This window comes from Paralimibaculum aggregatum, from assembly GCF_030270585.1.
Classification (GTDB): Bacteria; Pseudomonadota; Alphaproteobacteria; order Rhodobacterales; family Rhodobacteraceae; genus Thermohalobaculum; species Thermohalobaculum aggregatum.
Genome location: NZ_BSYI01000014.1, coordinates 41,783 through 64,589, shown reverse-complemented (window position 1 = coordinate 64,589; position 22,807 = coordinate 41,783). Strand labels below are relative to the sequence as shown.

Genomic DNA, 22,807 nt, shown 5'->3' with positions numbered 1-22,807 from the left:
GCGGCACGCTCGCTATCTAGCAGCCACACCGCAAGCGAAGGCGCGTCATGAACTGGATCACCGATTTCGTCCCGCCGAAGATCAAGTCCTTCTTCCAGCGTCGCGAGATGCCGGAAAACCTCTGGGCGAAATGCGAAGCCTGCGGGCAGATGATCTTCCACCGCGAGCTGGCGGACAACCAGAACGTCTGCCCGGGCTGCAACCACCACATGGCGATCGCGCCGCGCCCGCGCTTCAATGCCTTCTTCGATGGCGGGCTCTTCACCGAGGTGGAGGTCGAGGAGCCGATCGCCGACCCGCTCTCCTTCCGCGACGAGAAGCGCTATTCCGACCGGCTCAAGGAGGCCCGCCGCCGCACCGGCGAGCACGAGGCGATGCTGGTCGGCATCGGCAAGCTCTACGGACTCGAGGTGGTCGCCGCGGCGCAGGACTTCTCCTTCATGGCCGGCTCGATGGGGCTACATGTCGGCAATGCGATGCTGGCGGCGGCCCGCGCGGCAGTGGAGGGCGGGCGGCCGCTGATCGCCTTCACCGCAGCCGGCGGCGCGCGCATGCAGGAGGGCATCCTCAGCCTCATGCAGATGCCGCGCACCACGGTGGCCGTCGACATGGTGCGCGAGGCGGGGCTGCCCTACATCGTCGTGCTGACCCATCCGACCACCGGCGGCGTCACCGCCTCCTATGCCATGCTGGGCGATGTGCAGATCGCCGAGCCCGACGCGCTGATCTGCTTCGCCGGGCCGCGGGTGATCGAGCAGACCATCCGCGAGACCCTGCCCGAGGGCTTCCAGCGCTCGGAATACCTGCTCGACCACGGCATGATCGACCGGGTGGTGGAGCGCACGAAGCTCCGCGAGGAGATCGCCCGTATCCTCCACCTGCTGATGCGCCGCCCGCCGATGGTGCATGGCGAGATCACCGCCGCGCCGGCCGAGGAGCGCGCCGCCATGGCCGGGACCGCGGAGGCAGCCCCGCCGGCGCCGGACGGCGGCGCGGCATGAGCGCGGGCTCCGTCGCCGCGGCGGCGCCTCGCTCCGACGCGATCCTCGCCCGGCTGCTCGAACTCCACCCCAAGATCATCGACCTGACGCTCGACCGCATCGAGCAGCTGCTGGTGCGGCTGGATCATCCCGAGCGCCGGCTGGCCCCGGTGATCCATGTCGCGGGCACCAACGGCAAGGGCTCCGTCACCGCCATGCTGCGCGCCGGGCTCGAAGGCGCCGGGCAGCGCGTGCAGGCCTATACCTCGCCGCATCTCGCGCGCTTTCACGAGCGCATCCGGCTTGCCGGCGGGCTGATCCCCGAACCCGATCTCGCGGCGTTGCTCGAGGAATGCGAGGCGGTCAACGGCGGCGTGCCGATCACCTTCTTCGAGATCACCACCGCGGCGGCGCTGCTCGCCTTCGCGCGGGAGCCGGCGGATCACCTGCTGCTCGAGGTCGGGCTCGGCGGGCGGCTCGATGCCACCAATGTCATCGACCGGCCGCGGCTCACGGTGATCACGCCGGTCGCGCTCGACCACCAGCAGTATCTTGGCGAGACGCTGGCGGAGATCGCCGGCGAGAAGGCCGGGATCCTGAAGCGGGGCGTGCCCTGCATCGTCGGCCGCCAGCCCGATCAGGCGATGCAGGCGATCCGCGCCCGGGCCGAGGCGGTCGGCGCGCCGCTGATCGTCGCGGGCGAGGACTGGGATGTCCGCCGCGAGGCCGGCCGGCTGGTCTTCCAGGACGGCGACGGACTGCTCGATCTCGACCCGCCGCGCCTGGCCGGCCCGCATCAGGTGGAGAATGCCGGCATCGCGATCGCGGCGCTGCGGGCGCTGGGGCAGGGCGATCCGCAGGCGGCGCTCGGCAATGCCGAATGGCCGGCGCGGATGCAGCGGCTGCGCGGCCCGCTGCTCGACCTGCTGCCCGCCGGCGCCGAGCTCTGGCTCGATGGCGGGCACAACCCGGCGGCGGCCGAGGCGATCGCCGCGACGCTCGGGGAGATCGCCGCCCGCGCACCGGCGCCGCTCTGGCTGGTGACGGGAATGCTCGACACCAAGGAGGCGGATGCCTTCCTGCGCGGCCTCGCGCCGCAGGCCGCCGGTGCCGTCACGGTGACGATCCCCGACTCCGAGGCCGCGATCCCGGCCGAGCGGCTGGCGGAAATCGCCCGGCAGTCCGGCATCGCCGCGGAGCCCGCGGGGTCGGTCGCCGAGGCGCTCGAGCGGATCGCCGCGGCAGCGCCCGCAGCACCGCTCCGCGTGCTGATCTGCGGCTCGCTCTACCTCGCCGGCGCGGTGCTGCGGGACGCCGGCTGAGCTCAGGCCTGCGCGGTGGTCGGGTCGATCACCCGCGCGATCTCGGTGATCCGGCTCGCCGGGAAGCCGCTGCGCTCGGCATGGGTCCGGATCGCCTCCTCGCCCTGCGCGAGATAGATGCAGAAGGTCTTGTCGGCGGCGACGAAGCTCTCGATCCACTGCACCTCGGGCGCAAGTTCGGCCAGTGCGCCATTGGAGGTCTCCGCCGCCCCGGCGATCTCGGTTTCCCCGAGGCTGCCGACGTCCGGCAGGTCCCGCTCGATCACGTAGCGCTTGTAGGTCATCGCGTCTCTCCTCTCTGATGGCGGAGCGGCTGCCCCGGTGCCGTCCATGCTGGGCGCGGCGCGGCGGAGCATCCAGTGCGGGAACTGGAGCGGGCGATACAGTTTCCGTACTGGAGCCGCCCAAAGGTCGCCGCTAGGCTCGTTCCGTTAGGGAAGGAAGGAGCCGACCATGTCCCAAGCCGGCTACAAGCAGTTCTGCCCCGTCTCGATGGCGGCGGAGATCCTCTGCACCCGCTGGACCCTGGTTCTGCTCCGCGAGCTGATCGCCGGCTCGACCCGGTTCAACGATCTTCGCCGCGGCCTGCCGCGGATGTCGCCGACGCTGCTCTCGCAACGGCTGCGCGAGCTGCAGGAGGCTGGCGTCGTCGAGCGCCGCCCGGTTCACGGGGAGTCCGGCATGATGGAATACCGGCTGACCGAGGCGGGGCGCGATCTCGAGGGGGTGGTCATGGCCGTGGGTGGCTGGGGCCAGCGCTGGGTGGAGTCGCGGGCATCGCTGCGGAATCTGGACCCGTCGCTCCTGATGTGGGACATGCGCCGCAACCTGGATCCGCGCCCGCTGCCGAAACGGCGCGTGGTGATCCAGATCACCTATCCCGAGCTGCCGGCCTCGAAGCGCACCTGGTGGCTTTGTGTCGAGCCGGACGGCACGGTCGATCTCTGTTGGAGCGATCCGGGCTTCGAGGTCGATCTCCATGTGACCACGGACCTGCGCACCATGACGGGGATCTGGATGGGGCTCACCACTGTTCGGGCCGAACATTCGCGCATCGAAATGTTCGGAGACAGCGAGATTGCCGGAGGGATGCAGGACTGGCTCGGGCTCAGCCCCTTCGCGCGCGAGAAGCGCATGGTCTCCTGACGCGGTGCGCCGGGAGACCGGGGAGAGCGCTCAGATCGCGCTCTCGATCCAGTTGGCGATGCCGGACTTACTGTCCGCGCCGACCTTGCGGTCGACCAGCTCGCCGCCCTTGAAGATCAGCAGCGTCGGGATGCCGCGCACGCCGTATTTCGAGGGCGCATTCGGGTTGTCGTCGATGTTCACCTTGGCGATGCGCACCTTGCCGTCCAGCTCGGACGCGATCTCCTCGAGCGCCGGCCCGATCTGCTTGCAGGGCCCGCACCACTCGGCCCAGAAATCGACCACCACGGGGGTATCCGCCCGCAGCACGTCAGTCTCGAAACTTGCATCGGTGACTGCCATGGTCGTCATCGATCTTGCCTCCTCAGAAGTCGCCGCCGATGAGGAACCGGACGGTCGACGCCAATCGCGAGCGACCAACCTATGAGCGCGGGGCGGGTTTATCAAGCGGGCGGGGCATCGGCCGCACGGGCCAGCGCGGCCTCGAGCAGCCCCGGCGGGACCTCCATCAGCGCGCAGCCAGCCGACCAGAGAAACGCCGCGCGGACCTCTCTGCCGGGCCAGATCGGCGCGAGCGCGGCGGCATAGGCGCCGAGCTGCGCGAGATAGGGCGCGCCCACCTCTCCGGGCCGGTCCGGCACCAGACGGTCGGTCTTGATGTCGATCACGAGGACGTGCGCGGGGGCAACCATGAGCCGGTCGATCCGCCCGAGCATGCGCCGGCGCGAGAGCGCCGGCAGATCGAGCGCGATGGCCGCCTCCGCGAGGCTCCCGGGGCCGAACACCTCCGCCGCCCAGGGCGCCGCGAGCACCGCCTCCGCCTCGGAGAGGGCCGCCGCCCGGGCGGCGGCATCGAGCGCCGGCATCTCCGCCGCCAGCAACCGAGCGGCCAGCGCGGGGCGGCCCTCGGCCGGCGCCTCCGGCAGCAGCTCCAGCAGGCGGTGGACCGCGCGGCCATGGGCGAGCGCCGCCTCGCGTCCGCGCCCGGTGCCGCCGGAGGGCTCGCCGGCGCCCAGCAGCTCCGAGGGCGTGCGGCGGATCTCGCGGGGCTCCGCCGGCGCGGGGCCGGGCAGAGCGATGGGCAGGGCGGGCTCCGGGATGCGGGTGTCGGTGGCGGCCTCCGGGGCCGGCACCGGGCGGTCTTCCAGCCGGAGCATTTCCGCGCCGGGCTCGCCGCCGGGCGCCGGCAGGGCTGCCGCGTGGAGCGCCTTCATGGCCGCCTCGAGCCGGCCATACCAGCTATTCCTGGCGGTCCCCTCGGCCCCCGCGCCGCAGAGGATCAGCCAGTCCTCGGCCCGGGTCAGCGCGACATAGAGCAGCCGGTCCTGTTCCGCCTCGGCCCGCGCCGCATGGGCCTCGCGGGTGGCGGCGGCGAGCGGGTCTTCCTCGGCGCGCTTCGGCATCCAGAGCGCAGGCCCGCCGCCCTCGGCCGGCAGCACCGGGCTGCGCGTGCCGGTCTCGCGCTGGTGCACCGTATCGGCGAGGATCACGACCGGCGCCTCCAGCCCCTTGGCGCCATGCACGGTCATCACCCGCACCGCGCCGCCGGCGGCCTCCATCTCGCGCTTGATCGAGAGCTCGGCGGCCTCGATCCAGGCGACGAAGCCGGCCAGCGTGGGCACCTGCGCCGCCTCGAAGGCCAGCGCCTGGTCGAGCAGCTCGTCCACGAGGTCTTCCGCCTCCGGCCCCAGCCGGGCGACCAGCCGGCGCCGCCCGCCATGGCGGATCAGCACCCGTTCCAGCAGCTCGTAGGGCCGCAGGAAATCCGCCTGCGCCGCGATGTCGGAGAGCAGCGCCGCCGCCCCGGCATGGTCCGGCGCCGCCATCAGCGCATCCCAGAGCCGGCCCTCGCGGCCATGGGCGAGGGCGAAGAGCGCGGCCTCGGAGATGTCGAAGAGCGGCGAGCGCAGCACCGCGGCGAGCGAGAGATCGTCCTCCGGCAGCAGCGCCACCTTGAGAAGCGCCAGCAGGTCCTTCACTGCGAGCCCCGCCGAGAGCGACAGCCGGTCCGCGCCCGCCACCGGCACGCCGCGCTCCTTGAGCCCGCGGATCAGGTCCTGCGCCAGGAGATCGCGCTTGCGCACCAGCACGAGGATGTCGCCCGGCGTCACCGGCGCGCCCGGCCGGCCGCCGCGCGATGGCTGGCGCTGCCCCGCCACCATCCGGGCGATCTCGTCGGCCAGCAGCGCCGCGAGCTGTGCCTTCGGCCGCGGATTGGGCGCCGCGGCGGCGGGCTCCCACCAGGCAGGGGGATCGGCCTTCGCGGTATCCGGCTCGATCAGCGGCCAGAGATCGATCCGCGCGCCGTCCTCGCGGCGGCTCGCCTCATGCGTGACCGCGCCGCGGCTGGTCAGCGTTTCCGCGCCCTCGGCGAAGACCGTGTCGACGAAGCGCAGGATCCCCGGCGCCGAGCGGAAGGAGGTGACCAGCGCCGGCTCGGCCAGCGCCTCGCCGAGCCCCGAGAGCCGCGCGGCGAAGCCGGCCCGCATCCGTTCGAAACTCGCCGGATCGGCGCCCTGGAAGGAGTAGATCGACTGCTTCTCGTCTCCCACCGCGAAGAGCGTGCGCCGGACCGCCTGGCCCGCGTCGCCGGCGAAGAACTCCTCCGCGATCGCCGCCACCACCTGCCACTGCTCGGGGGCGGTGTCCTGCGCCTCGTCGACGAGGATATGCCCGATGCCGCGGTCGAGCCGGTAGAGCACCCAGGCGCGGGTCTCGGCCCGGGTCAGCAGCGCTGCGGCGCGGGCCACGAGGTCGGCGAAATCCAGCGCGCCGCGGGCGGCCTTGGCGGCCTCGTAGCGGCCGATCAGAGCGGCGGCGAAACGGTGCAGGTCGCGGGTCCGGGCGGCCATCTCGGCGCCGTTCAGCCGTGCGCGCACCGCAACCGCCCAGGCGATCATCTCGTCGGTGAGCGCGTCGCCGGCCGGCACGGCTTCGAGCACCGCCTTTGTGGGGAAGCGCCCGCGTTTGCGGGGCTCGAACTTGTCGGTGAGGAAAACGGCCTGAAGCGCTTCCAGCGCCGCCTCCGGCTCGCGCGCGGCCCGTTCCGCAGCTTCGGCGATCAGCGCACCGGGCCTGCCCATGCTCTTGCCCGCCGCTGCCATGGCCGCGCCGAGACCGGTGAGTGCCGGCCAGTCCACCTCGGCCAGCGCCCGGGCGACGATCTCTGCCCGCGGTAGCAGCGCCTCCGCCCCGAACAGCCGGGCGAGGTCCTCCTCCCGGAGCGGCGCCGCAAAGGCCGGGCGCGCCGCCAGCACCGCCTTGACGAGGCTGTCGAAGAGCTCGTCGGAGAGCCGCGCCGCCACCGCGTCGAAACCGGTCCCGGCCTCGCCAGCCTCCGCCGCGAGCGCGAGCTGGCGGCAGATCTCGGCCACGATCTGGGCGGTGTCGCGGTCGTCGAGCACGGTGAAGCGCTGCGAGACGCCCGCCTCGAGCGGGAAGCGCTGGAGGAGCTGCGTGCAGAAGGCGTGGATGGTCTGGATCTTGAGCCCGCCCGGGGTCTCCAGCGCCGCGGCGAAGAGGCGCCGCGCCCGGGCCAGCGCCGCCGCACCGGCAGGGGCCGTGCCGCCGGAGAGCCGCTCGAGATCCTCGGCCAGCGCCGCGTCGGGTGCCATGGTCCAGCCGCCGAGCATGCGGAACAGGCGGCTCTGCATCTCCACCGCGGCGGCGCGGGTGTAGGTCAGGCAGAGGATCCGCTCCGGCGCCTCGCCCGCGAGCAGCAGGCGCGCCACGCGTTCGGCCAGCACCCGGGTCTTGCCGGAGCCGGCATTGGCGCTCACCCAGGCAGAGCTGGCGGGATCGGCGGCCTCGGCCTGTGCCGGCGTGGGGCCCTGGCGGCTCACAGGCTCGGATCCCATTCGGCGCGGCGCGAGAGATGGTCGTAGTCACCCTCCTCATGGGCGAGATCGGGGCGTGCGCGCGCCACGAAGGGCGTGTCGGTGAGGTAGTGCCCGAGCAGCTCCGCCAGATGCGCCATGTGTTCGGTCACCGTCTCGTCGAGGTTCTCGACCGGCTCCTCCTTGCCGGCGAGGCCGATATAGGCGCCGCGGAGCGCCGGCAGCGGCGCGATGCCCTTGAAGCCGCCCGCCGCCAGCATCGCCGCCTGGATGTGGAGCTGCTGGTTGCGCCCGGCGGCGATCTGCTTCGGCGATGGCGGCTGGCCCGCCTTGTAGTCGTAGACCGCGGCGCCCGGCCCGCAGAGGTCGATCCGGTCGGCCCGTGCGGTGAGCTCCACCATGCCGGCGGGGGTGGCGAGGCGGTGCCGCCCGGCAGCCTCCCTCAGCGCGGGTGCGCCCGCGGCGCGCCGTTCCAGCTCCTTGCCGACGAACCAGCCCGCGACGCGCGCGATGCGGCCGCGCCAGAGCCGCCGCCGGTCGGGCCAGGGGATCTCCTCGGCGAGCACCGCATCCGCCGTGGCCACCAGCCGGGCCGCCGCCTCGGCCGGTTCGGGCAGGGCATCGGCGGTCTCCGCCACGAAACGCTCGAAGACCTTGTGCAGCACCTGCCCGCGGTCGATCGCGCCGGGCGGGCGGCCGAGCGGGTCGAGCGGCAAGAGCCGCAGCACGCGCTTGGCATAGATCGCGTAGGGGTCCGCCACCAGCGTCTCGACATCGGTCACCGAGAGCTTGCGCGGCCGCGCCGAGGCGGGCGGGCTCGGCCGCGGACGCGTCGCCGGGGGCAGCGTCGCCGCCGGCCGGTGCATCGTGCGCGCGGCGGTTACCAGCGCCGCTCCGCGCGCACGCATGGCATCCAGTGCCGCGCCGCCGTCGAGCCCGGCCAGCAGGTTCTCGAGCCGCACCAGCCAGCGCGAGGGCAGGGCGGGCGCGCCGTCGCGCCGGGCTGGGCGGGTGAGCAGCACCTCCGCCCGGTGCAGCGCATGGGCGAGGTCATGCGCGGCGAGACCGATCCGCGCCTCCGGAGAGGGCAGCCCCAATGCCGCCCGCATCGGCCGGCTGAGCCAGGGATCCGGTGCCGGCAGCGCGGGCCAGGTGCCCTCGGTGAGGCCGGCGAGTATCACCAGATCCGCCGGATGGGTGCGCGCCTCGCGCGGGCCGAGGATCGATACCCGTGGATGGGGTGCCGCCGGGTCCGGGCGAAGCTCGGCCTGTCCCAGGAGCTCGGCCAGCAGCGCCGGGAAGGCGGCGACGGGCGCCTCGCCATGGGCATCGGCATGGCCGGCCAGCCGCTGCACGAGCGCATGCACGGCCGCCCCCGCCGAGCGCTGCCAGACCAGTGGCTCGGCCTCCGGCGCGTCGCGGCTGAGCGCCTCCGCGGCCTGCACCAGCGCCGCCACCAGCGCCGCGAGCGGGGCGCCTGCCGCCAGCGCTTCGACAAGGGGCGCCAGCGCCGCCGCGATCTCGGCGCGCCAGCGCTCGGCTTCCGGGGTTTCGTCCTCGGCGAGCGCGGCCGCCGCCGCATCGTCCTCCGGCCATGGCGGCAGTGTGCCCGGCGCCGCCTCCAGCGCGGGATGGGCCCGGAGCACCTTGCGCTCATAGCGCCGGGCGAGCGCCAGATGCGCCGCGCGGGACCGGCCCGCGCGCATCAGCGGATGCCCGAGCAGCCCGGCGAGGCGCACCGGGTCTGGCGCCCCGGCGGCGACCTCGGCGATCAGGCGCAGGAACACCGCCGGCGGGGTGCCGGCCAGCGGCCGCCCGAGCGAATCGTCCGGCAGCACGGCAAAGCGCGCAAGCTCGGCCGTGACCCGCCGGGCCAGCGCAGCGTCCGGGGTGACGAGCGCGACATGGCGGCCCGGCACCTCCAGCGCCTGCCGGATCGCGACCGCGATGGCCCCCGCCTCCTCCCGCGGATGCCCGGCCTCGACCAGTCCGAGCCCGGCAACCGCCGCCTCGGCCTCGGCGGCCAGGGCCGGGGCGGCGGCGATCCAGGCATCGGTGACAGGCGCCGGGCGGAAGGCCTCCCGCAACAGGCGCGCCCGCGCCGGCACCGGGGGCGGCGTCTCGACCCAGGGCACGGCATCGGCCGGGCGGCATCCGAGCCGGGTCAGGATGTTGGCAAAGGGCGCCTGCGGATGCTCCGGCGCGCGGCCGGCGGCGATCTCGTCCCAGACCGCATCCGGAAGTTCGGCGTCGAGCCCCGGCAGCACCACCGCGCCGCGCGGCAGGCGGGCGATCGCGGCCATCAGCTCGGCAGTGGTGCCGACGGCGCCGGTCGATCCGGCGGCGATCACCGGCTCGGCGGGGGGCGCGGCCTCCCAGGCGGCGAGCTGTGCGGCGACGGCGAGGCGCTGCCGCGCCTTCGGATCGGGCGCGCCGCCCTCGGCCTCGGCGCGGATCGCCGGCCAGGCTTCGGTCACGATCTCCACGAAGCCGAGCAGCTGCTGCCAGTGCGCGGCATGGGTCTCGGCCTCCGGCGCCGCGGCCAGGCGGTGCAGGGCGGCGCCGTCGAGCCCGGCCTCGTCGAGCTCGTCGAGGAGCCCCGCCAGCCCCTCGGCCAGCGCCGGGGCTGCGGCAGGGGGCGGGCCGCTGCCGCCGGTGGCCCGAAGATAGCCTTCGACCAGGCGGATCAGCCGCAGGTGCCGGCGCAGCGGGTCCGGGGCGGCGGGCAATCCGGGCAGGGCCAGCGGGTCGGCGCCGAGATCGCCCAGAACCCGGAGGCGCGGCAGCAGCGCCGAGCCATCCGCCGCCTCGGCCAGCGCCGCCTCGATGCGCCGCAGCGCGCGCGGTGTGTTGGCGTAGATCGTGCTGCGCGCCACCAGCAGCGGATCCTCGCCGCCAAAGCGCGCCTGGAAGCCCCGGGCGAACCCATTGGCCACCTCGACCCCGAGCGGCAGGGTGTAGAGGCTCATTGCCCGGCCTCCGTCAGCGCGGCCTCGGCCGCGGCGATCCCGGCGGGTGTGCCGACATCGGCCCAGAGCCCGTCATAGACCACGCCGCGCAGGCGGCCCTCGGCGATCAGGCGGTCCCAGACCGGGTTGAGCGAGAAGGCGCCCGGCCCGGTGCCCTCGAAGGCTTCCGGCGAGAGGATCTGCGCGCCGGTATAGACATAGGGCGCGCTCTCGGCGCTGCCGCGGCGGGCGAGATGGCCCCCGGGCGCGAGGAAGAAGTCCCCCGCACGGGTGTAGCCGCGCGCGCGCTCCCGCGGCACCAGCAGCAGGCAGGCGGGCTCGCCGCCCCAGGCCGCGCGCAGCCGGTCGAGCGGGTTCGCGCCGGCCCAGACGGCGTCGGAGTTCACCGCGAAGAACGGGGCCGCCCCCAGCATCGGCAGCGCCTGGCGGATGCCGCCGCCGGTGTCGAGGATCTCCGGCTGCTCCTCGGAGAAGGCGATCTCCGGGGATGCGCGACCCGCGAGATGGCTGCGCAGCATCGCACCCATGTAGTGGAGATTGACCACCGCGCGCGGAATGCCGGCCTCCGCGACCCGGTCGAGCGCGCGGTCGACCAGCGCCCGTCCGGCGACCGGCACCATCGCCTTCGGCATGTGCTCGGTGAGCGGGCGCATCCGGGTGCCGAACCCGGCCGAAAGCACCATGGCGGCCCGGAGCGCGCCTGCCTCAGACATCGGCGCGGGCCCCCTCGAGGGCGGCGAGCCGGGCCAGCCGGGCAGGCTCGGGCGGCGGCAGGCGGCGCGCCACCCAGTCCGCGAGCGGCGCCAGCGCGGGATGGGAGAGATCCCGCGCCAGATGCCTCCAGACCCGGGGAATCAGCTCAAGATAGCGCGGCTTGCCGTCGCGCAGGCAGAGGCGCGCGAAGATGCCGACGATCTTGAGGTTGCGCTGGGCGCCGAGGGCGGCATAGGCGGCGGCGAAGCTCTCGCGATCGAGATCGGGCCGCGCATCCAGATAGCGTGCGCGCATCGCCGCCTGCAGCTCCGGCGCGGTGTCGCGGCGGGCATCCTCGAGCAGCGAGACGAGATCGTAGGCGGCGTGGCCGGCCAGCGCGTCCTGATAGTCGAGCAGCCCGACCCTGGCCGGCCCGGCGCGATCCGGCAGCCAGATCAGGTTCTCCGCGTGGTAGTCGCGGAGGACAAGCGTATCGCGGGCCCCGGCGACCGTGGCCAGGGCCTCGGCCAGCAGCTCCTCGTATTCCGCACGCATATCGCGGGCGGGCGGCACGTCGCCGGCCGCGAGATACCAGTCGAGCGCCAGCCCCGCCTCCCGCTGCAGCACGGCCATGTCATAGGGCGCGAGACTGTCCGGAGGGGTCGGCAGGGCAGCGGCCAGGAGATCGACCGCCGCGGCATAGAGCGCGGGCTCGGCGGCGGACTCCGCCGCGGCGACCCGGGCCAGGAGCGCATCGCCCAGATCCTCGAGCAGCAGCAGCCCCGCCTCGGCATCGGCGGCGAGGATTTCCGGCGCCGACAGCCCGGCCGCGCGCAGCCAGCCGGTGACCGCGGCGAAGGGGCGGATATCCTCCCCGGCGGCGGGCGGCGCATCCATCAGGACCGCGCGGTCGGCCCCCATTGCGAGGCGGAGATAGCGCCGGGCCGAGGCGTCTCCGGCGAGCGGCGCGAGCGCTGCCGCGCCCCAGCCGGCACGGTCGAGAAACCCGGAGATGCGGGCGGAGACCCCGGTGGCGGCAAGGGTCACGGGCGATCCTCCGGCGCGGCGGCGATAGCGGCCCAGCCGGGGCCGACGGGCGTGAGCGTGAGCAGCCGGGCCTCGTCCGGCGCGACCTCGATGGTGATCTCCAGCCGGCGCGCGGGCAGGGCGGTGCCCATCCGGTCCGGCCACTCGATCAGCAGGATGGCCTCCGAGAGCGCCTCGTCGAGACCGAGCTCCAGTGCCTCCTCGGCGCTGCCGAGCCGGTAGAGATCGGCATGCCAGATTTCCGGCCCGTCACCCTCGCCGTAGACATTGACGAGGGTGTAGCTGGGCGAGGGCACCTCGAGCCCCGGCGCGCCGAGAGCGGCCCGGATCACCGCGCGGGCCAGCGCCGACTTGCCGGCGCCGAGCGGGCCGGTCAGCGTCACGCAGTCGCCCGGGCGGAGCGCCGCGGCAAGCGCCGCGCCGAAGGCTGCGGTGGCCGTCTCGTCGGGCAGGCGGACCGGGTGGAGCGCCGGGGCGAGGTTGGGGTCGGGCAGGCTCATGGGCTCCCGTGTTAGCGCGCGCGGCGGGGCCTGTCAGCCGGCAAAATCGGTGGCTGCATCCGGCGCTGCCGGGCGGCCGGAGGCGGAGGCCCGCCGGCATTCCGCGCCAGCCCGGGCGGAGGCCCAGGCAAGGCCGCGCGCATCGCCGCCAACCCCTCGCTCAGCCGGCATCGAGGGCGAGCGGCAGGGTCTCCACGGTCTCCGGAAAGCGACAGGTGATGCGGATATGGCCGCGCTCGACATCGGGTTTGATCTCCAGCGCGCCGCCCTCCTGCGCCACCAGCCGGCGCACCAGCGAGAGGGTCAGGCTGTTGATCTCGATCCGGTTGGTCGAGGGCAGCTCGGCCAGCAGGGCGGGCTCCGCGGTCTCGCGGGTGGAGATCTCCACCGTGCCGCTGTCCTCGCGCCGCCCGTGCAGGGTGACCTCGCCAAGCTCCGGGCAGCGGTGGATGGCGTCGGCGGTGAGGTTGAAGACGATCTGGCGCAGCCGCACCGGGTTGCAGGAGAGCACGCCGATGGCGCCGTCGAGCTGCACGTTGAGCCCGACCTGGCCGGCCGCCGCCCGCTTTTCGAGCAGGCCGGCGGTGCTGGTCAGCACCTCCTCGACGCCGAAGCCGCCATCCTCGCCCTCCAGCGGGTCGATCTGCAGCGAGGCCAGCTCGGTGATCGCGCTGATCGTGTCGAGCAGCTGCGCCGCCGCCTCGAGGATGCCGGAGACATAGTGCCCCTGCTGGTCGGTCAGCTCGCCGAGGCGCGGATTGGTCAGCAGCTCGCCGAAGCCGAAGATGGTGTTGAGCGGCGTGCGCAGGCGGTGGCTGATCTGGTCGAGCACCGCCGAGCGGATCTGCTCGGCGGCCTCGAGCGCCTCGTTGCGCTCCGAAAGCGCCGCGGCGATGCGCTCGCTGTCGGTGACATCGGCGAAGAGCGCCATGGTCGAGCCGTCCGGCAGGGGGGCGAAGCGCGCGCCCAGCATGCGGCCGGAGCCGAGCGAGAGCCGCGCCGTCCAGGCCCGGCGGTTGTCCTCGCCGGTGGCGAAGGTCACCATGCGCTCCCAGACCTCGGTCTCCACGGTCAGCCGCGAGCAGAGCGCGCAGAGATCGGAGGCGTGCATGTCGAGCGTGACCGAGGAGCTGTCGGTGTCCCAGATCTCGTGGAAGGCGCGGTTGACGAATTTCAGCGTGCCGTCTGGGGCGAAGACCGCGAGCCCCTCGTGCAGGTTCTCCAGCGTCGAATTGATCAGGTCGTCCATGTGCCGGTTGCGCCGCTCGAGGCGCATCCGCTCGGTGGCGTCGTCGAACACGAAGGCCAGCGCGCCATGGGGATGCGGGCGGGCGAGCACGCGGATCGAGGTGCCGTCGGCGAGGTTCCAGAGCTCCTCGTATTCCGCCCGCTCGGTGTCGTTGAAGAGGCCGAGCAGCTCGTCGCGCCAGGCGTGATAGTCCCGCACATCCGGCACCCGGCGGGCGCTGCGCAGCCGGTCGAGGATCTCGCGCAGGCCCGGGCGGCGGGCGAGCCAGGCCGGGTCCTGCTCCCACATCCGCACCAGCGCCGGGTTGAACAGCACGAGCGTCTGGTTGCGGTCGAAGATCGCGAGGCCGACGGTCAGATGGGCGAAGGTCTCGGTCATGGTCTGCACGAAGCGGGTCAGGGTGCGCTCGGCCGAGGCGGCGGCGCTGGCATCCACGGCATAGCCGACATGGCCGCCGCCGGGGATGTCGAGCTCCACCACGCTGAGCGGCAGCACCCCGGTGCCATGCACCACCTCGAGCCGGTGGCCCTGCGCCCGCGGCTTGCCGGGGGATTCGGTCTCGAGCGTGAGGCGGCGGGCGGCGAGCAGCTCGAGCGCCTGGGCGGCGTTGACCGTGCCCTCGGGATAGCGGATGCAGCCCGAGGCCCATTGCGTCTCGCCCCCGGGGCCGGTGCGCCAGAGGATCAGGGAGCCGCTTTCGAGCAGGGTGTCGACCGGCTCGCTGCGATGCGGCTGCGGGCCGGGCGTGCCGGCCATGGCGGCGGCGGCAGGCTGGTCGGCCATCGGCGCGGTGCCGGCCGCGTCCGGCCTGGCCGGGGTCTCGGCGGCAGGGGCGACGCTATGCAGCTCGATAGCGATCTGGCCGCCGCGGGGATAGACGTGCATCTCGACCGCTTCGCCCGAGGCGCGCGCCAGCAGGCTCCGGTGCTCCTGCCCGGTGCGCTGGGTCTGGCGCAGTGCCTCCAGCGCCGCCGATGCCGCGCCAGGCGGTGCCGCTCCGGTCTGGGCAGGGCCGGTCTGGACAGGATGGGTCTGGGCAGGGCCGGTCGGGGCAGCACCGGGGGGCGCAGCCGCCGGCTCCGCTTCCGCCGCAGCGAAATGTTGCGCCAGGAAGGCCGTCGCCTCCATGCCGGCGGCGGCGCCGATCTCCCGCGCGGCGCCGGAGCAGGCGACGATCCGGTCGCCCTCGAGCACCAGGACCGGGGCCGCGCCCTCGACGCCATGCTCGCGCTGCCGGCCTCCGGCGGCGCGGCGCAGGACCAGCACGCCCAGCACGAGCGCCAGCACCGACAGCCCCGTCAGCGCCAGAATAACAGAACTCTCAGCGGAGCCCACGCATTCATACTCCAAGAATACTTCTTAATCTGTAAGACGATAGCATCCCAATCCTTCCGGTAGAAGCAAGGTGGTAAAAAAACCGTTAAGCTTGCATGTCGGCGGCGTTGTTCCGGTCGTCTGCCAGGTCTCCCTCCGGCCGGTGGCCCGCATCTTCCGGAGGGTTGCGCCCGAGCGGCCCGCGCACGGCCTGGCGCGAGACCACGAGCGTGCCCGGAGGCCAGACGATCTCGATGATCGCGCCCGGCGGCTGCGCGACCTCGACGGGGCGCGAGCCGTCCTTCCGCCGGCGCCGGCTGTCCGCGCCATTGGCGAAGGCGATCTGCCCGCCGGTGCGTTCCAGCAGCGTGCGCGCGATGAAGAGCCCGAGCCCCATGCCCTCGTAGGGATCGCCACCGCGCTCCCGCCCGCCGCGGGCGCGGGTGCTGATATAGGGCTCGCCGAGACGGGGCAGGATGTCGGCCGAGAAGCCGGGGCCGTCGTCGCCCACCGCGATGCGCAGCCCGCCCTCGCGCTCGGAGATGTCGATCCAGACGGTGCTCTGGGCGAAGTCCACCGCGTTCTGCACGAGGTTGCGCAGCCCGTGGATCAGCTCCGGCGTGCGCGCCACCTCCGGCTGCTCGCCGCCGGCGCGCGCCACGGGGAGCCCGCCATAGCGCACGATCACCTGCTTGCCGCGCCCGGCATGGGGCTCGGCCGCCTCCTCGACCACCGCCGATATCGGCGCATGGCGGACATGCGCGTCCTGCCGGCCGGTGCGGCTGAGATCGGCCATGATCTCGCCGCAGCGGTCGGCCTGCTCGCGGATCAGCCTGGCATCGTCGGCAAGCTGCGGATCGCCCTCGAGCTCGCGCGCCAGCTCCCCGGCCACCAGCTTGATCGTGGCCAGCGGGGTGCCGAGTTCATGCGCCGTGGCCGCCGCCACGCCGCCGATCGCCGCCAGCCGCTGCTCCCGCGCCAGCGCCAGCTGCGTGGCCGAGAGCGCCTCGGACATGCGGTAGACCTCGACCGTGATCCGCCGCGCATAGAGGGCGAGGAAGACGATCCCGGTGGCCAGCCCGGCGCCGAGCCCGAGGCGGTAGAGCCCGGGCACCTCGAGCGGGGTCCCCCGCCCGGTGATCAGCGGCAGGTGCACGAGCTCGAGCAGTGGGATCAGCGCCAGCGCCACGAGCCCGAGCGCCAGCGTCGAGCGGATGCGCAGCGCGGTGGCCGAGATCGTCACCGGCGCGAGAATCAGCATGGCGAACGGGTTGTTGAGCCCGCCGGTCAGCATCAGCAGGATGCCGAGCTGCATCAGGTCGAAGGCCAGCGAGAGCAGGGTGCCGCGCTCCGAGAGCCGCTTCTCCGCCGGGTGCAGGTAATAGGCCGCGAGGTTCACGCAGACCGCCGCCGAGATCACCAGCGCGCAGAGCGAGAGCGGGATCGCGAAGCCGAGCAGCCGGCCGGCCACCAGCACCGCGGCGCTCTGCCCGGTGATCGCGATCCAGCGCAGCACCACGAGGGTGCGCAGCCGCACCCAGTCGCCGCGGGCGCGGGTGTTGAAGAATCCGGGGGAGCCTGCCTCTGCCATGGCGCCAGTCTAGCCTGCCGGGCGCGCCGCGCCAGCGGCCGCGGAGGCCCGCTCACAATGTGTCGCCTTGAAATGTGATGGCCGGGGGCCTTTCTGCCGGGGAGAGCCGGTGCGCGCGCCCGGCCCGATCTCATGAACTGCCGCGGGAGGCCCAGATGCAGAAACCGATCCTCGCCCTGGCCGGGGTGTTCGTCGTGGCGGTGCTTGCCGGCGCCGCCTGGCTGGCACTGGCGCCGCAGGAGGAGCCGGCCGAGGCCCGCTCGCTGGCCCGGCTCGAGATGGGCGATGCGTCGCTCGGCGGGGACTTCACGCTGACCGACCAGAGCGGCCGCCGCGTCAGCTCGGACGAGGTGATCGACGGGCCGGCGCTGATCTATTTCGGCTATACCTACTGCCCGGATGTCTGCCCGGTGGACACCCAGGTGATGGCCGAGGCGAGCGTCATGCTGGCCGAGCAGGGGCACGCGGTGACGCCGGTCTTCATCACCGTCGACCCGGCGCGCGACACGCCGGAGGCGCTCGAGGTCTTCACCGGCTACCTGCACCCGGAGATGATCGGGCTTACCGGCAGCGCCGAGGAGATCCGCGCCGTGGCCGATGCCTACAAGGTCTATTACGACAAGGTGGAGCTCGAGGATTCGGCGGCGGAATACCTGATGAACCACAGCGCCTACATCTATCTGGCCGAGCCGGGGAAGGGCGTGACGGCGATCTTCCGCCGCGGGTTTCCGCCCGAGGAGATCGCCGGCGAGGTGGCCCGCATCCTCGAGGCCGGGCGCTGACCGGATCGCCCGGCCGGCGGTCCGCGGTGGCCTGCCGCGCGGCGGTTTGACATATTTCCTTTCGCGGGCGATTTCTATCGCTCGCCATATGTCGTGATCAGCACGATGCACGCATGCAACCGCCTGCCTGGGAGACCCGAGGATGGATGACGGCCTGGTCGAGATCGGCGAAGACAACAGCCTGCTTCTGGTGGACGACGACGCGCCGTTCCGGCTGCGGCTCGCCCGTGCCATGGAGCGGCGGGGCTTCCGGCCGATCCCGGCGGAGAGCGTGGCCGAGGGGCTGCAGGTCGCCCGCGACACGCCGCCGGCCTATGCGGTGGTCGACCTGCGGCTCGAGGATGGCAACGGGCTCGACGTGGTCGAGGCGCTGCGCGAGGCGCGCCCCGACTGCCGGGTGATCGTGCTGACCGGCTATGGCGCCATCGCCACCGCGGTCGCCGCCGTGAAGATCGGCGCCATCGACTATCTGGCGAAACCGGCGGATGCCGACGACGTGGAGAAGGCGCTGCGCACCCGCGGCGAGCAGAAGCCGCCGCCTCCGGAGCACCCGATGTCGGCCGACCGGGTGCGCTGGGAGCATATCCAGCGGGTCTTTGAGCTCTGCGACCGCAATGTGAGCGAGACCGCGCGGCGGCTCAACATGCACCGGCGCACGCTGCAGCGGATCCTGACCAAGCGCTCGCCGCGCTGAGCCGGCGCCTCCCGGGGGAGACCGACCTTGCGGAATCCGGGCTGGCGCCCGGATGCGCCTCTTGCCCGGCGCCGGCCTGCGGCCTCTGCCGGGCGGTCTGCCGCCGGCGCGTGACGGCGCCCGGCGGCGCCGGGTTCACGGCTTGCCGGCGGTGTCCGTCTCGAACAGCCGGAGATAGGCGCCATAGCCCTCCGCCTCGAGGTCCTCGAGCGGCACGAATCGCAGGCTCGCCGAGTTGATGCAGTAGCGCAGGCCGGTGGTCTCGCGCGGGCCGTCCGGGAACACGTGGCCGAGATGGCTGTCGCCATGGGCCGAGCGCACCTCGGTGCGGGTCATGAACAGCGAGCGGTCGGTGCGCTCGACGATGTGTTCGCTCTCGAGCGGGCGGTCGAAGCTCGGCCAGCCGCAGCCGGCATCGAACTTGTCGAGGCTGGAGAACAGCGGCTCGCCGGAGACCACGTCGACATAGATGCCGGGGCGGTCATGGTCCCAGAAGGCGTTGCGGAACGGCGGCTCGGTGCCGTCCTGCTGGGTCACCCGGCGCTGCTCCGGGGTGAGCCGCGCGATCGCCTCGGGGGATTTCTCGTATCGTTTCGTCATCGCGATCTCCTCTGCCAGGGGGCCGCCCCCGCGACCGTTGTAGCCGCAATATGGGGGCGGGGAGGGGCGCCCCGCCAGTGCGGCGGCGCGGCGCGCCGGCGGCTCACGCAGGTTTGAGTGCGGTGGTCACGTAGTTCACCGAGAGGTCGCGCCCGGAGAGCCGCCATGACCAGGCGATCGGGTTGAACACGAAGCCGGTGGCGTCGACCGGTTGCAGCCCGGCGGCCGCCAGCAGCCCCTCGAGCTCGGACGGGGTGATGAACTTGCGCCAGTCATGCGTGCCCTTCGGCAGCCAGCGCATCACGTATTCGGCGCCGAGGATGGCCACGGCGAAGCTCCTGGCGTTGCGGTTGATGGTGGAGGTGATCATGCAGCATCCCGGCGCCACCAGCTCGGCGCAGGCCCGCAGATAGGCCCGCGGGTCGGGCACATGCTCCACCACCTCCATGTTGAGCACGGCGTCGAAGCGGTCGCCCTCGGCCGCCATCGCCTCCGCCGTGGTCACGCGGTAGTCGATATCGAGGCCCGACTGCCTGGCATGGAGCGCGGCGACGGGGATGTTGCGGGGCGCCGGGTCGATGCCGGTCACCTGCGCGCCGAGCCGCGCCATCGGCTCGCAGAGCAGCCCGCCGCCGCAGCCGATATCGAGGATCCTGAGCCCTTCGAAGGGGCGCGGGGCGTCCGGGTCGCGGCCATGGGTGGCGGCGATCTGCGCGATGACATAGTCGAGCCGGCAGGGATTGAGCATGTGCAGCGGCTTGAACTTGCCCTCCGGGTCCCACCATTCCGCGGCCATCGCCTCGAATTTCGCGATCTCCGCGGCATCGACGCGGGCATCGGCCGCTGCTGCCCTTTCGCTCTGCGTTGCCGTCTCGGTCATCGTCGGGCTCCTTCTCGCACCGGCTTGCATCGCCTCAGCGCATCACATAGTGCATGGAGAGGTCGGGGCACACCCGATCTTGCTCCCGCGCCCGGTGCCGCGTTTCCGGCGGCTCCCTTCGGGCACTCGAGGACGGGTCTGAGAAGGAGAGCCCCGCGCGATGCCCGAGCTGCGACTCTACCCGATGACAGAGCCCTTTGCCCGCAGCTATCTGCCGGTGGGCGACGGCCACGAAATCTATCTCGAGCAGTGCGGCCGGCCCGACGGCGTGCCGGTGGTGGTGCTCCACGGCGGCCCCGGGGCGGGCTGCAGCCCCTTCATGCGGCGCTTCTTCAACCCGGCGGTGCACCGGGTGGTGCTGTTCGACCAGCGCGGCGCCGGGCGCTCGCGGCCGCAGGGCGGGCTGAACGCCAACACCACCTGGGATCTCGTGGCGGATATCGAGCGCATCCGCGAGCATCTCGGGATCGAGCGCTGGCAGGTCTTCGGCGGCTCCTGGGGCTCGACGCTGGCGCTGCTCTACGCCCAGGCCCATCCCGATCGGGTGCGCGCGCTGATGCTGCGCGGGATCTTCACGATGACCGGCGCGGAGCTCGACTGGTTCTACGGCGGCGGCGCGGCGCGCTTCTATCCCGAGCCCTGGGACGCCTTCGCCGCGCCAATCCCGCCGGACGAGCGCGGCGACATGATCGCGGCATACTACCGCCGGCTGACCGCGGCCGACGAGGCCGAGCAGATGCGCTTTGCCCGGCCCTGGGTGCGCTGGGAGAGCGCCACCGCCTCGTTGCGGCCGATGCGGGTGGGCCTGCTCGACGGCGCCCAGGCGCGGGCCTTCGCGCGGATCGAGTGCCATTTCTTCGAGCATCGCGGCTGGCTGCGGTGCGACGACCAGATCCTCGTCGACATGGACCGGATCGCCGCGATTCCCGGCGTGATCGTGCAGGGCCGCTATGACGTGATCTGTCCGCCGATCACCGCGGTGCGGCTGGACGAGGCCTGGCCGGCCGCCTCGCTGAAGCTGGTCGACGATGCCGGCCATGCGCTCTCCGAGCCGGGCATCACCCAGGAGCTGCTCCGGGCGACCGAGGCCTTCGCCACCGTGGAGTGACGGCGACGCCTGCGCGGTCGCCGGCCCGCCGGCCTGTCTGGCCCGGGATCGATTGAATCCGTCATAAATCCGAAGCGTTGTTCGCGTATAAGTTGTATCTTGGAACGATCCTGATTCAGGACTCCAAGGAGGCAACCATGATCGTGATATCGCGAGCCGCCGCGGCGCGGCGTCTGACGGGCGGACTTGTCGGGGCGGTGTTCACTGCAATGCTGGCACTGCCGGCGCAGGCCGCGACACAGGTGGATCTGGAGCTGCAGCTCCTGGTGAGCTCGGGCAGCACCATCAATGCCACCGAGTTCGCGCAGCAGCGCCAGCACTATGTCGATGCCTTCAACGATCCGCAGCTGCAGGCGGCGATCCTCGACACCAGCGGCGGCAGGATCGGCGCCATCGCGGTGCAGTTCGTCTATTTCTCGTCTGGTAGCGACCAAAGCATTGCCGTCGACTGGACGCTGATCGACAGCGCCGCCGCCGCCGGTGCCTTCGCCACCGCGATCGCGGGTGTCGAGCGGACACTATCCAGCCAGACCCATCCGGCCTATGCGATCAATTTCGGCACCCCGCTCTTTGACAGCAACGATTTCGATGCACCGACGCAGATCATCAATCTCTCGGCCGACAATCAGGGCGTGGGACCGTCCGTCACCAGCAACGCCCGGGATGCTGCCCTGGCGGCCGGGATCGACCGGATCAACGTCGTCGCGGTGGAGAGCTCGCCCGGCGTTGCCGACTGGTACAGCGCCAATGCGGCGGGCGGGGCCGATGCCTTCGTGCTCGCGGCCTCCGGCTTCGGCTCCTATGGCGACCAGCTCGATCGCGCGCTGCTGGCCGCGGTCAGGGGCACCGCGATAGACCTGCCGCTGCCGGCACCGGCGGCCCTGCTGCTCGCCGGGCTGGCCGGGCTCGCCTTCGCCGGCCGTCGCCGCAGGGGATGACCGGAGCCGCCCGCCTGCGACGACCGGCGCCGTGTCTCCGCGCCTGGCGCCTGCTGCCGTGGCGTGACCATCCGTTGTCATAAACATTTGAATTGTTTGATGAAAATTGCGCGATATATTGGTCCTTGTTCAAGACTATTTCCGGAGCGAGGGGGCCATGATGGCAAAGAAGATGGTGGCCGGCGCCGCGCTGGCTGCGATGCTGGCATTGCCGGCACGGGGCGCGACGCTGGTGGATGTGGAGCTGCAGCTCCTGGTGGATGTCTCGGGCAGCATCGATGAAACCGAGTTCGGGCTGCAGCGCCAGGGCTATGCCGATGCCTTCAACGACCCGCTGGTGCAGGCGGCGATCCTCGACACCAGCGACGGCAAGACCGGCGCCATCGCGGTGCAGATGATCTACTGGAGCGGTCCGACCAGCATCGCCGTCGACTGGACGCTGATCGACAGCGCCGCCGCCGCCGCGGCCTTCGCCAGCGCGATCCTGGCGGTCGACCGGCCCTTCGAGGGCGCGACCCAGCCGGCGACGGCGATCCAGTTCGGTACCGGGCAGTTCGCCGGCAACGACTTCGACGCTGCGCAGCAGATCATGGACATATCGGGCGACGGGCCGGGCACACAGCCTGCGACCACATCCGGGATGCGGGACAACGCGCTGGCAAGCGGGATCGACCAGATCAACGGCATCATCATCGAGGGCGAGGAGGGCCTCGAGGACTGGTATCGCAGCAACATCATCGGCGGCACGGATGCCTTCCTGATCGCCACCTCGGGCTTCGACAGCTTCGGCGACGCGCTCAAGCTCAAGCTCCGCGCCGAGATCGAAGGCACCTCGCCGGGCCAGCTCGGCGACGTGCCGCTGCCGGCGCCGGCCTTCCTGCTGATCGGCGGGCTGGCGGGGCTGGCCCTCCTCGGCCGCCGCCGCAGCACCGGCTGAGACCGGCCCGGCCGGTGCGCCCTGCACCGGCCGTCGATCCTTGCCCCCCGCATCGCAGCCGACACGCCCCGCTCCCGGCGGGCGCGTGGTTGTGCCGCTTGTCCCACCGGGAAAATCAGTCTGGACATCGGTACTTTTCGAAATTAGACAAATTTTGGGTCAATTAATCTACTCAGGAAACAAATTGACCTAAGGTAATAGGACGTAAGGTAAGCCATGAG

The 22,807-nt window shown here is 72.7% G+C and carries 19 protein-coding genes; 8 read left to right on the top strand and 11 right to left on the bottom strand.

The annotated features are described in order from the left end of the window. The first annotated feature begins 47 nt into the window (after window positions 1-47). Complete coding sequence (gene accD, locus QSJ97_RS10515) at window positions 48-1,001, top strand: acetyl-CoA carboxylase, carboxyltransferase subunit beta (protein ID WP_285671711.1); 954 nt, start codon at window positions 48-50, stop codon at window positions 999-1,001. Continuing rightward, window positions 998-2,302, top strand: a complete 1,305-nt coding sequence (locus QSJ97_RS10510) for a bifunctional folylpolyglutamate synthase/dihydrofolate synthase (RefSeq protein ID WP_285671710.1) — start codon at window positions 998-1,000, stop codon at window positions 2,300-2,302. Before accD ends, QSJ97_RS10510 begins: the two co-directional genes overlap by 4 nt. A gap of 2 nt (window positions 2,303-2,304) precedes the next feature. Here QSJ97_RS10510 and QSJ97_RS10505 read toward each other — a convergent pair whose 3' ends face one another. Further along, complete coding sequence (locus QSJ97_RS10505) at window positions 2,305-2,586, bottom strand: DUF4242 domain-containing protein (RefSeq protein WP_285671709.1); 282 nt, start codon at window positions 2,584-2,586, stop codon at window positions 2,305-2,307. Window positions 2,587-2,755: 169 nt separating this feature from the next. Between QSJ97_RS10505 and QSJ97_RS10500 the strand changes: the two genes are divergently transcribed. After that, window positions 2,756-3,448: a winged helix-turn-helix transcriptional regulator gene (locus tag QSJ97_RS10500; RefSeq protein WP_285671708.1), complete on the top strand. Its 693-nt coding sequence runs from the start codon at window positions 2,756-2,758 to the stop codon at window positions 3,446-3,448. A gap of 30 nt (window positions 3,449-3,478) precedes the next feature. Here the strand turns inward: QSJ97_RS10500 and trxA are convergent, their stop codons facing one another. From trxA to regB, 8 genes are all read right to left on the bottom strand, one after another. After that, window positions 3,479-3,799: a thioredoxin gene (trxA, locus tag QSJ97_RS10495; protein WP_285671707.1), complete on the bottom strand. Its 321-nt coding sequence runs from the start codon at window positions 3,797-3,799 to the stop codon at window positions 3,479-3,481. Between the two features lie 92 nt (window positions 3,800-3,891). Beyond that, window positions 3,892-7,290 (bottom strand): double-strand break repair helicase AddA, encoded by a 3,399-nt coding sequence (gene addA / locus QSJ97_RS10490; RefSeq protein ID WP_285671706.1) that lies wholly within the window; start codon window positions 7,288-7,290, stop codon window positions 3,892-3,894. Continuing rightward, the gene (addB, locus tag QSJ97_RS10485; protein WP_285671705.1) at window positions 7,287-10,253 is read right to left on the bottom strand and encodes a double-strand break repair protein AddB; all 2,967 of its coding nucleotides are present in this window, start codon (window positions 10,251-10,253) and stop codon (window positions 7,287-7,289) included. The genes addA and addB overlap by 4 nt, the downstream gene beginning before the upstream one ends. Further along, window positions 10,250-10,966 (bottom strand): nucleotidyltransferase family protein, encoded by a 717-nt coding sequence (locus QSJ97_RS10480; protein ID WP_285671704.1) that lies wholly within the window; start codon window positions 10,964-10,966, stop codon window positions 10,250-10,252. Before QSJ97_RS10480 ends, addB begins: the two co-directional genes overlap by 4 nt. Continuing rightward, complete coding sequence (locus QSJ97_RS10475; RefSeq protein ID WP_285671703.1) at window positions 10,959-11,993, bottom strand: aminoglycoside phosphotransferase family protein; 1,035 nt, start codon at window positions 11,991-11,993, stop codon at window positions 10,959-10,961. The genes QSJ97_RS10480 and QSJ97_RS10475 overlap by 8 nt, the downstream gene beginning before the upstream one ends. Next, window positions 11,990-12,493 carry a tRNA (adenosine(37)-N6)-threonylcarbamoyltransferase complex ATPase subunit type 1 TsaE gene (gene tsaE / locus QSJ97_RS10470; protein ID WP_285671702.1) on the bottom strand — a complete coding sequence of 168 codons (504 nt, stop codon included), beginning with the start codon at window positions 12,491-12,493 and terminating at the stop codon, window positions 11,990-11,992. The genes QSJ97_RS10475 and tsaE overlap by 4 nt, the downstream gene beginning before the upstream one ends. Window positions 12,494-12,653: 160 nt before the next feature. Beyond that, a complete protein-coding gene (locus QSJ97_RS10465) occupies window positions 12,654-15,077 on the bottom strand; it encodes a sensor histidine kinase (RefSeq protein WP_285671701.1) in 2,424 nt (807 codons plus the stop codon). Window positions 15,078-15,162: 85 nt separating this feature from the next. After that, window positions 15,163-16,647 carry a sensor histidine kinase RegB gene (gene regB, locus QSJ97_RS10460; protein WP_285671700.1) on the bottom strand — a complete coding sequence of 495 codons (1,485 nt, stop codon included), beginning with the start codon at window positions 16,645-16,647 and terminating at the stop codon, window positions 15,163-15,165. 155 nt (window positions 16,648-16,802) lie between these two features. Here regB and QSJ97_RS10455 point away from each other — a divergent pair, with 155 nt between their 5' ends. Continuing rightward, complete coding sequence (locus QSJ97_RS10455; RefSeq protein WP_285671699.1) at window positions 16,803-17,429, top strand: SCO family protein; 627 nt, start codon at window positions 16,803-16,805, stop codon at window positions 17,427-17,429. 142 nt (window positions 17,430-17,571) lie between these two features. Further along, window positions 17,572-18,123 (top strand): ActR/PrrA/RegA family redox response regulator transcription factor, encoded by a 552-nt coding sequence (locus tag QSJ97_RS10450; protein ID WP_285671698.1) that lies wholly within the window; start codon window positions 17,572-17,574, stop codon window positions 18,121-18,123. Between the two features lie 135 nt (window positions 18,124-18,258). Here the strand turns inward: QSJ97_RS10450 and msrB are convergent, their stop codons facing one another. Further along, window positions 18,259-18,723: a peptide-methionine (R)-S-oxide reductase MsrB gene (gene msrB, locus QSJ97_RS10445; RefSeq protein WP_285671697.1), complete on the bottom strand. Its 465-nt coding sequence runs from the start codon at window positions 18,721-18,723 to the stop codon at window positions 18,259-18,261. A gap of 103 nt (window positions 18,724-18,826) precedes the next feature. After that, window positions 18,827-19,603 carry a bifunctional 2-polyprenyl-6-hydroxyphenol methylase/3-demethylubiquinol 3-O-methyltransferase UbiG gene (gene ubiG / locus QSJ97_RS10440; protein WP_285671696.1) on the bottom strand — a complete coding sequence of 259 codons (777 nt, stop codon included), beginning with the start codon at window positions 19,601-19,603 and terminating at the stop codon, window positions 18,827-18,829. A 160-nt stretch (window positions 19,604-19,763) separates the two neighbouring features. Here ubiG and pip point away from each other — a divergent pair, with 160 nt between their 5' ends. The 3 genes from pip (at window position 19,764) to QSJ97_RS10425 (ending at window position 22,586) form a co-directional block, all read left to right on the top strand. Further along, window positions 19,764-20,711, top strand: a complete 948-nt coding sequence (pip, locus tag QSJ97_RS10435; protein ID WP_285671695.1) for a prolyl aminopeptidase — start codon at window positions 19,764-19,766, stop codon at window positions 20,709-20,711. Between the two features lie 137 nt (window positions 20,712-20,848). After that, the gene (locus QSJ97_RS10430) at window positions 20,849-21,649 is read left to right on the top strand and encodes a DUF1194 domain-containing protein (RefSeq protein ID WP_285671694.1); all 801 of its coding nucleotides are present in this window, start codon (window positions 20,849-20,851) and stop codon (window positions 21,647-21,649) included. 157 nt (window positions 21,650-21,806) lie between these two features. Then, window positions 21,807-22,586 (top strand): DUF1194 domain-containing protein, encoded by a 780-nt coding sequence (locus QSJ97_RS10425; RefSeq protein ID WP_285671693.1) that lies wholly within the window; start codon window positions 21,807-21,809, stop codon window positions 22,584-22,586. Window positions 22,587-22,807 lie beyond the last annotated feature (221 nt).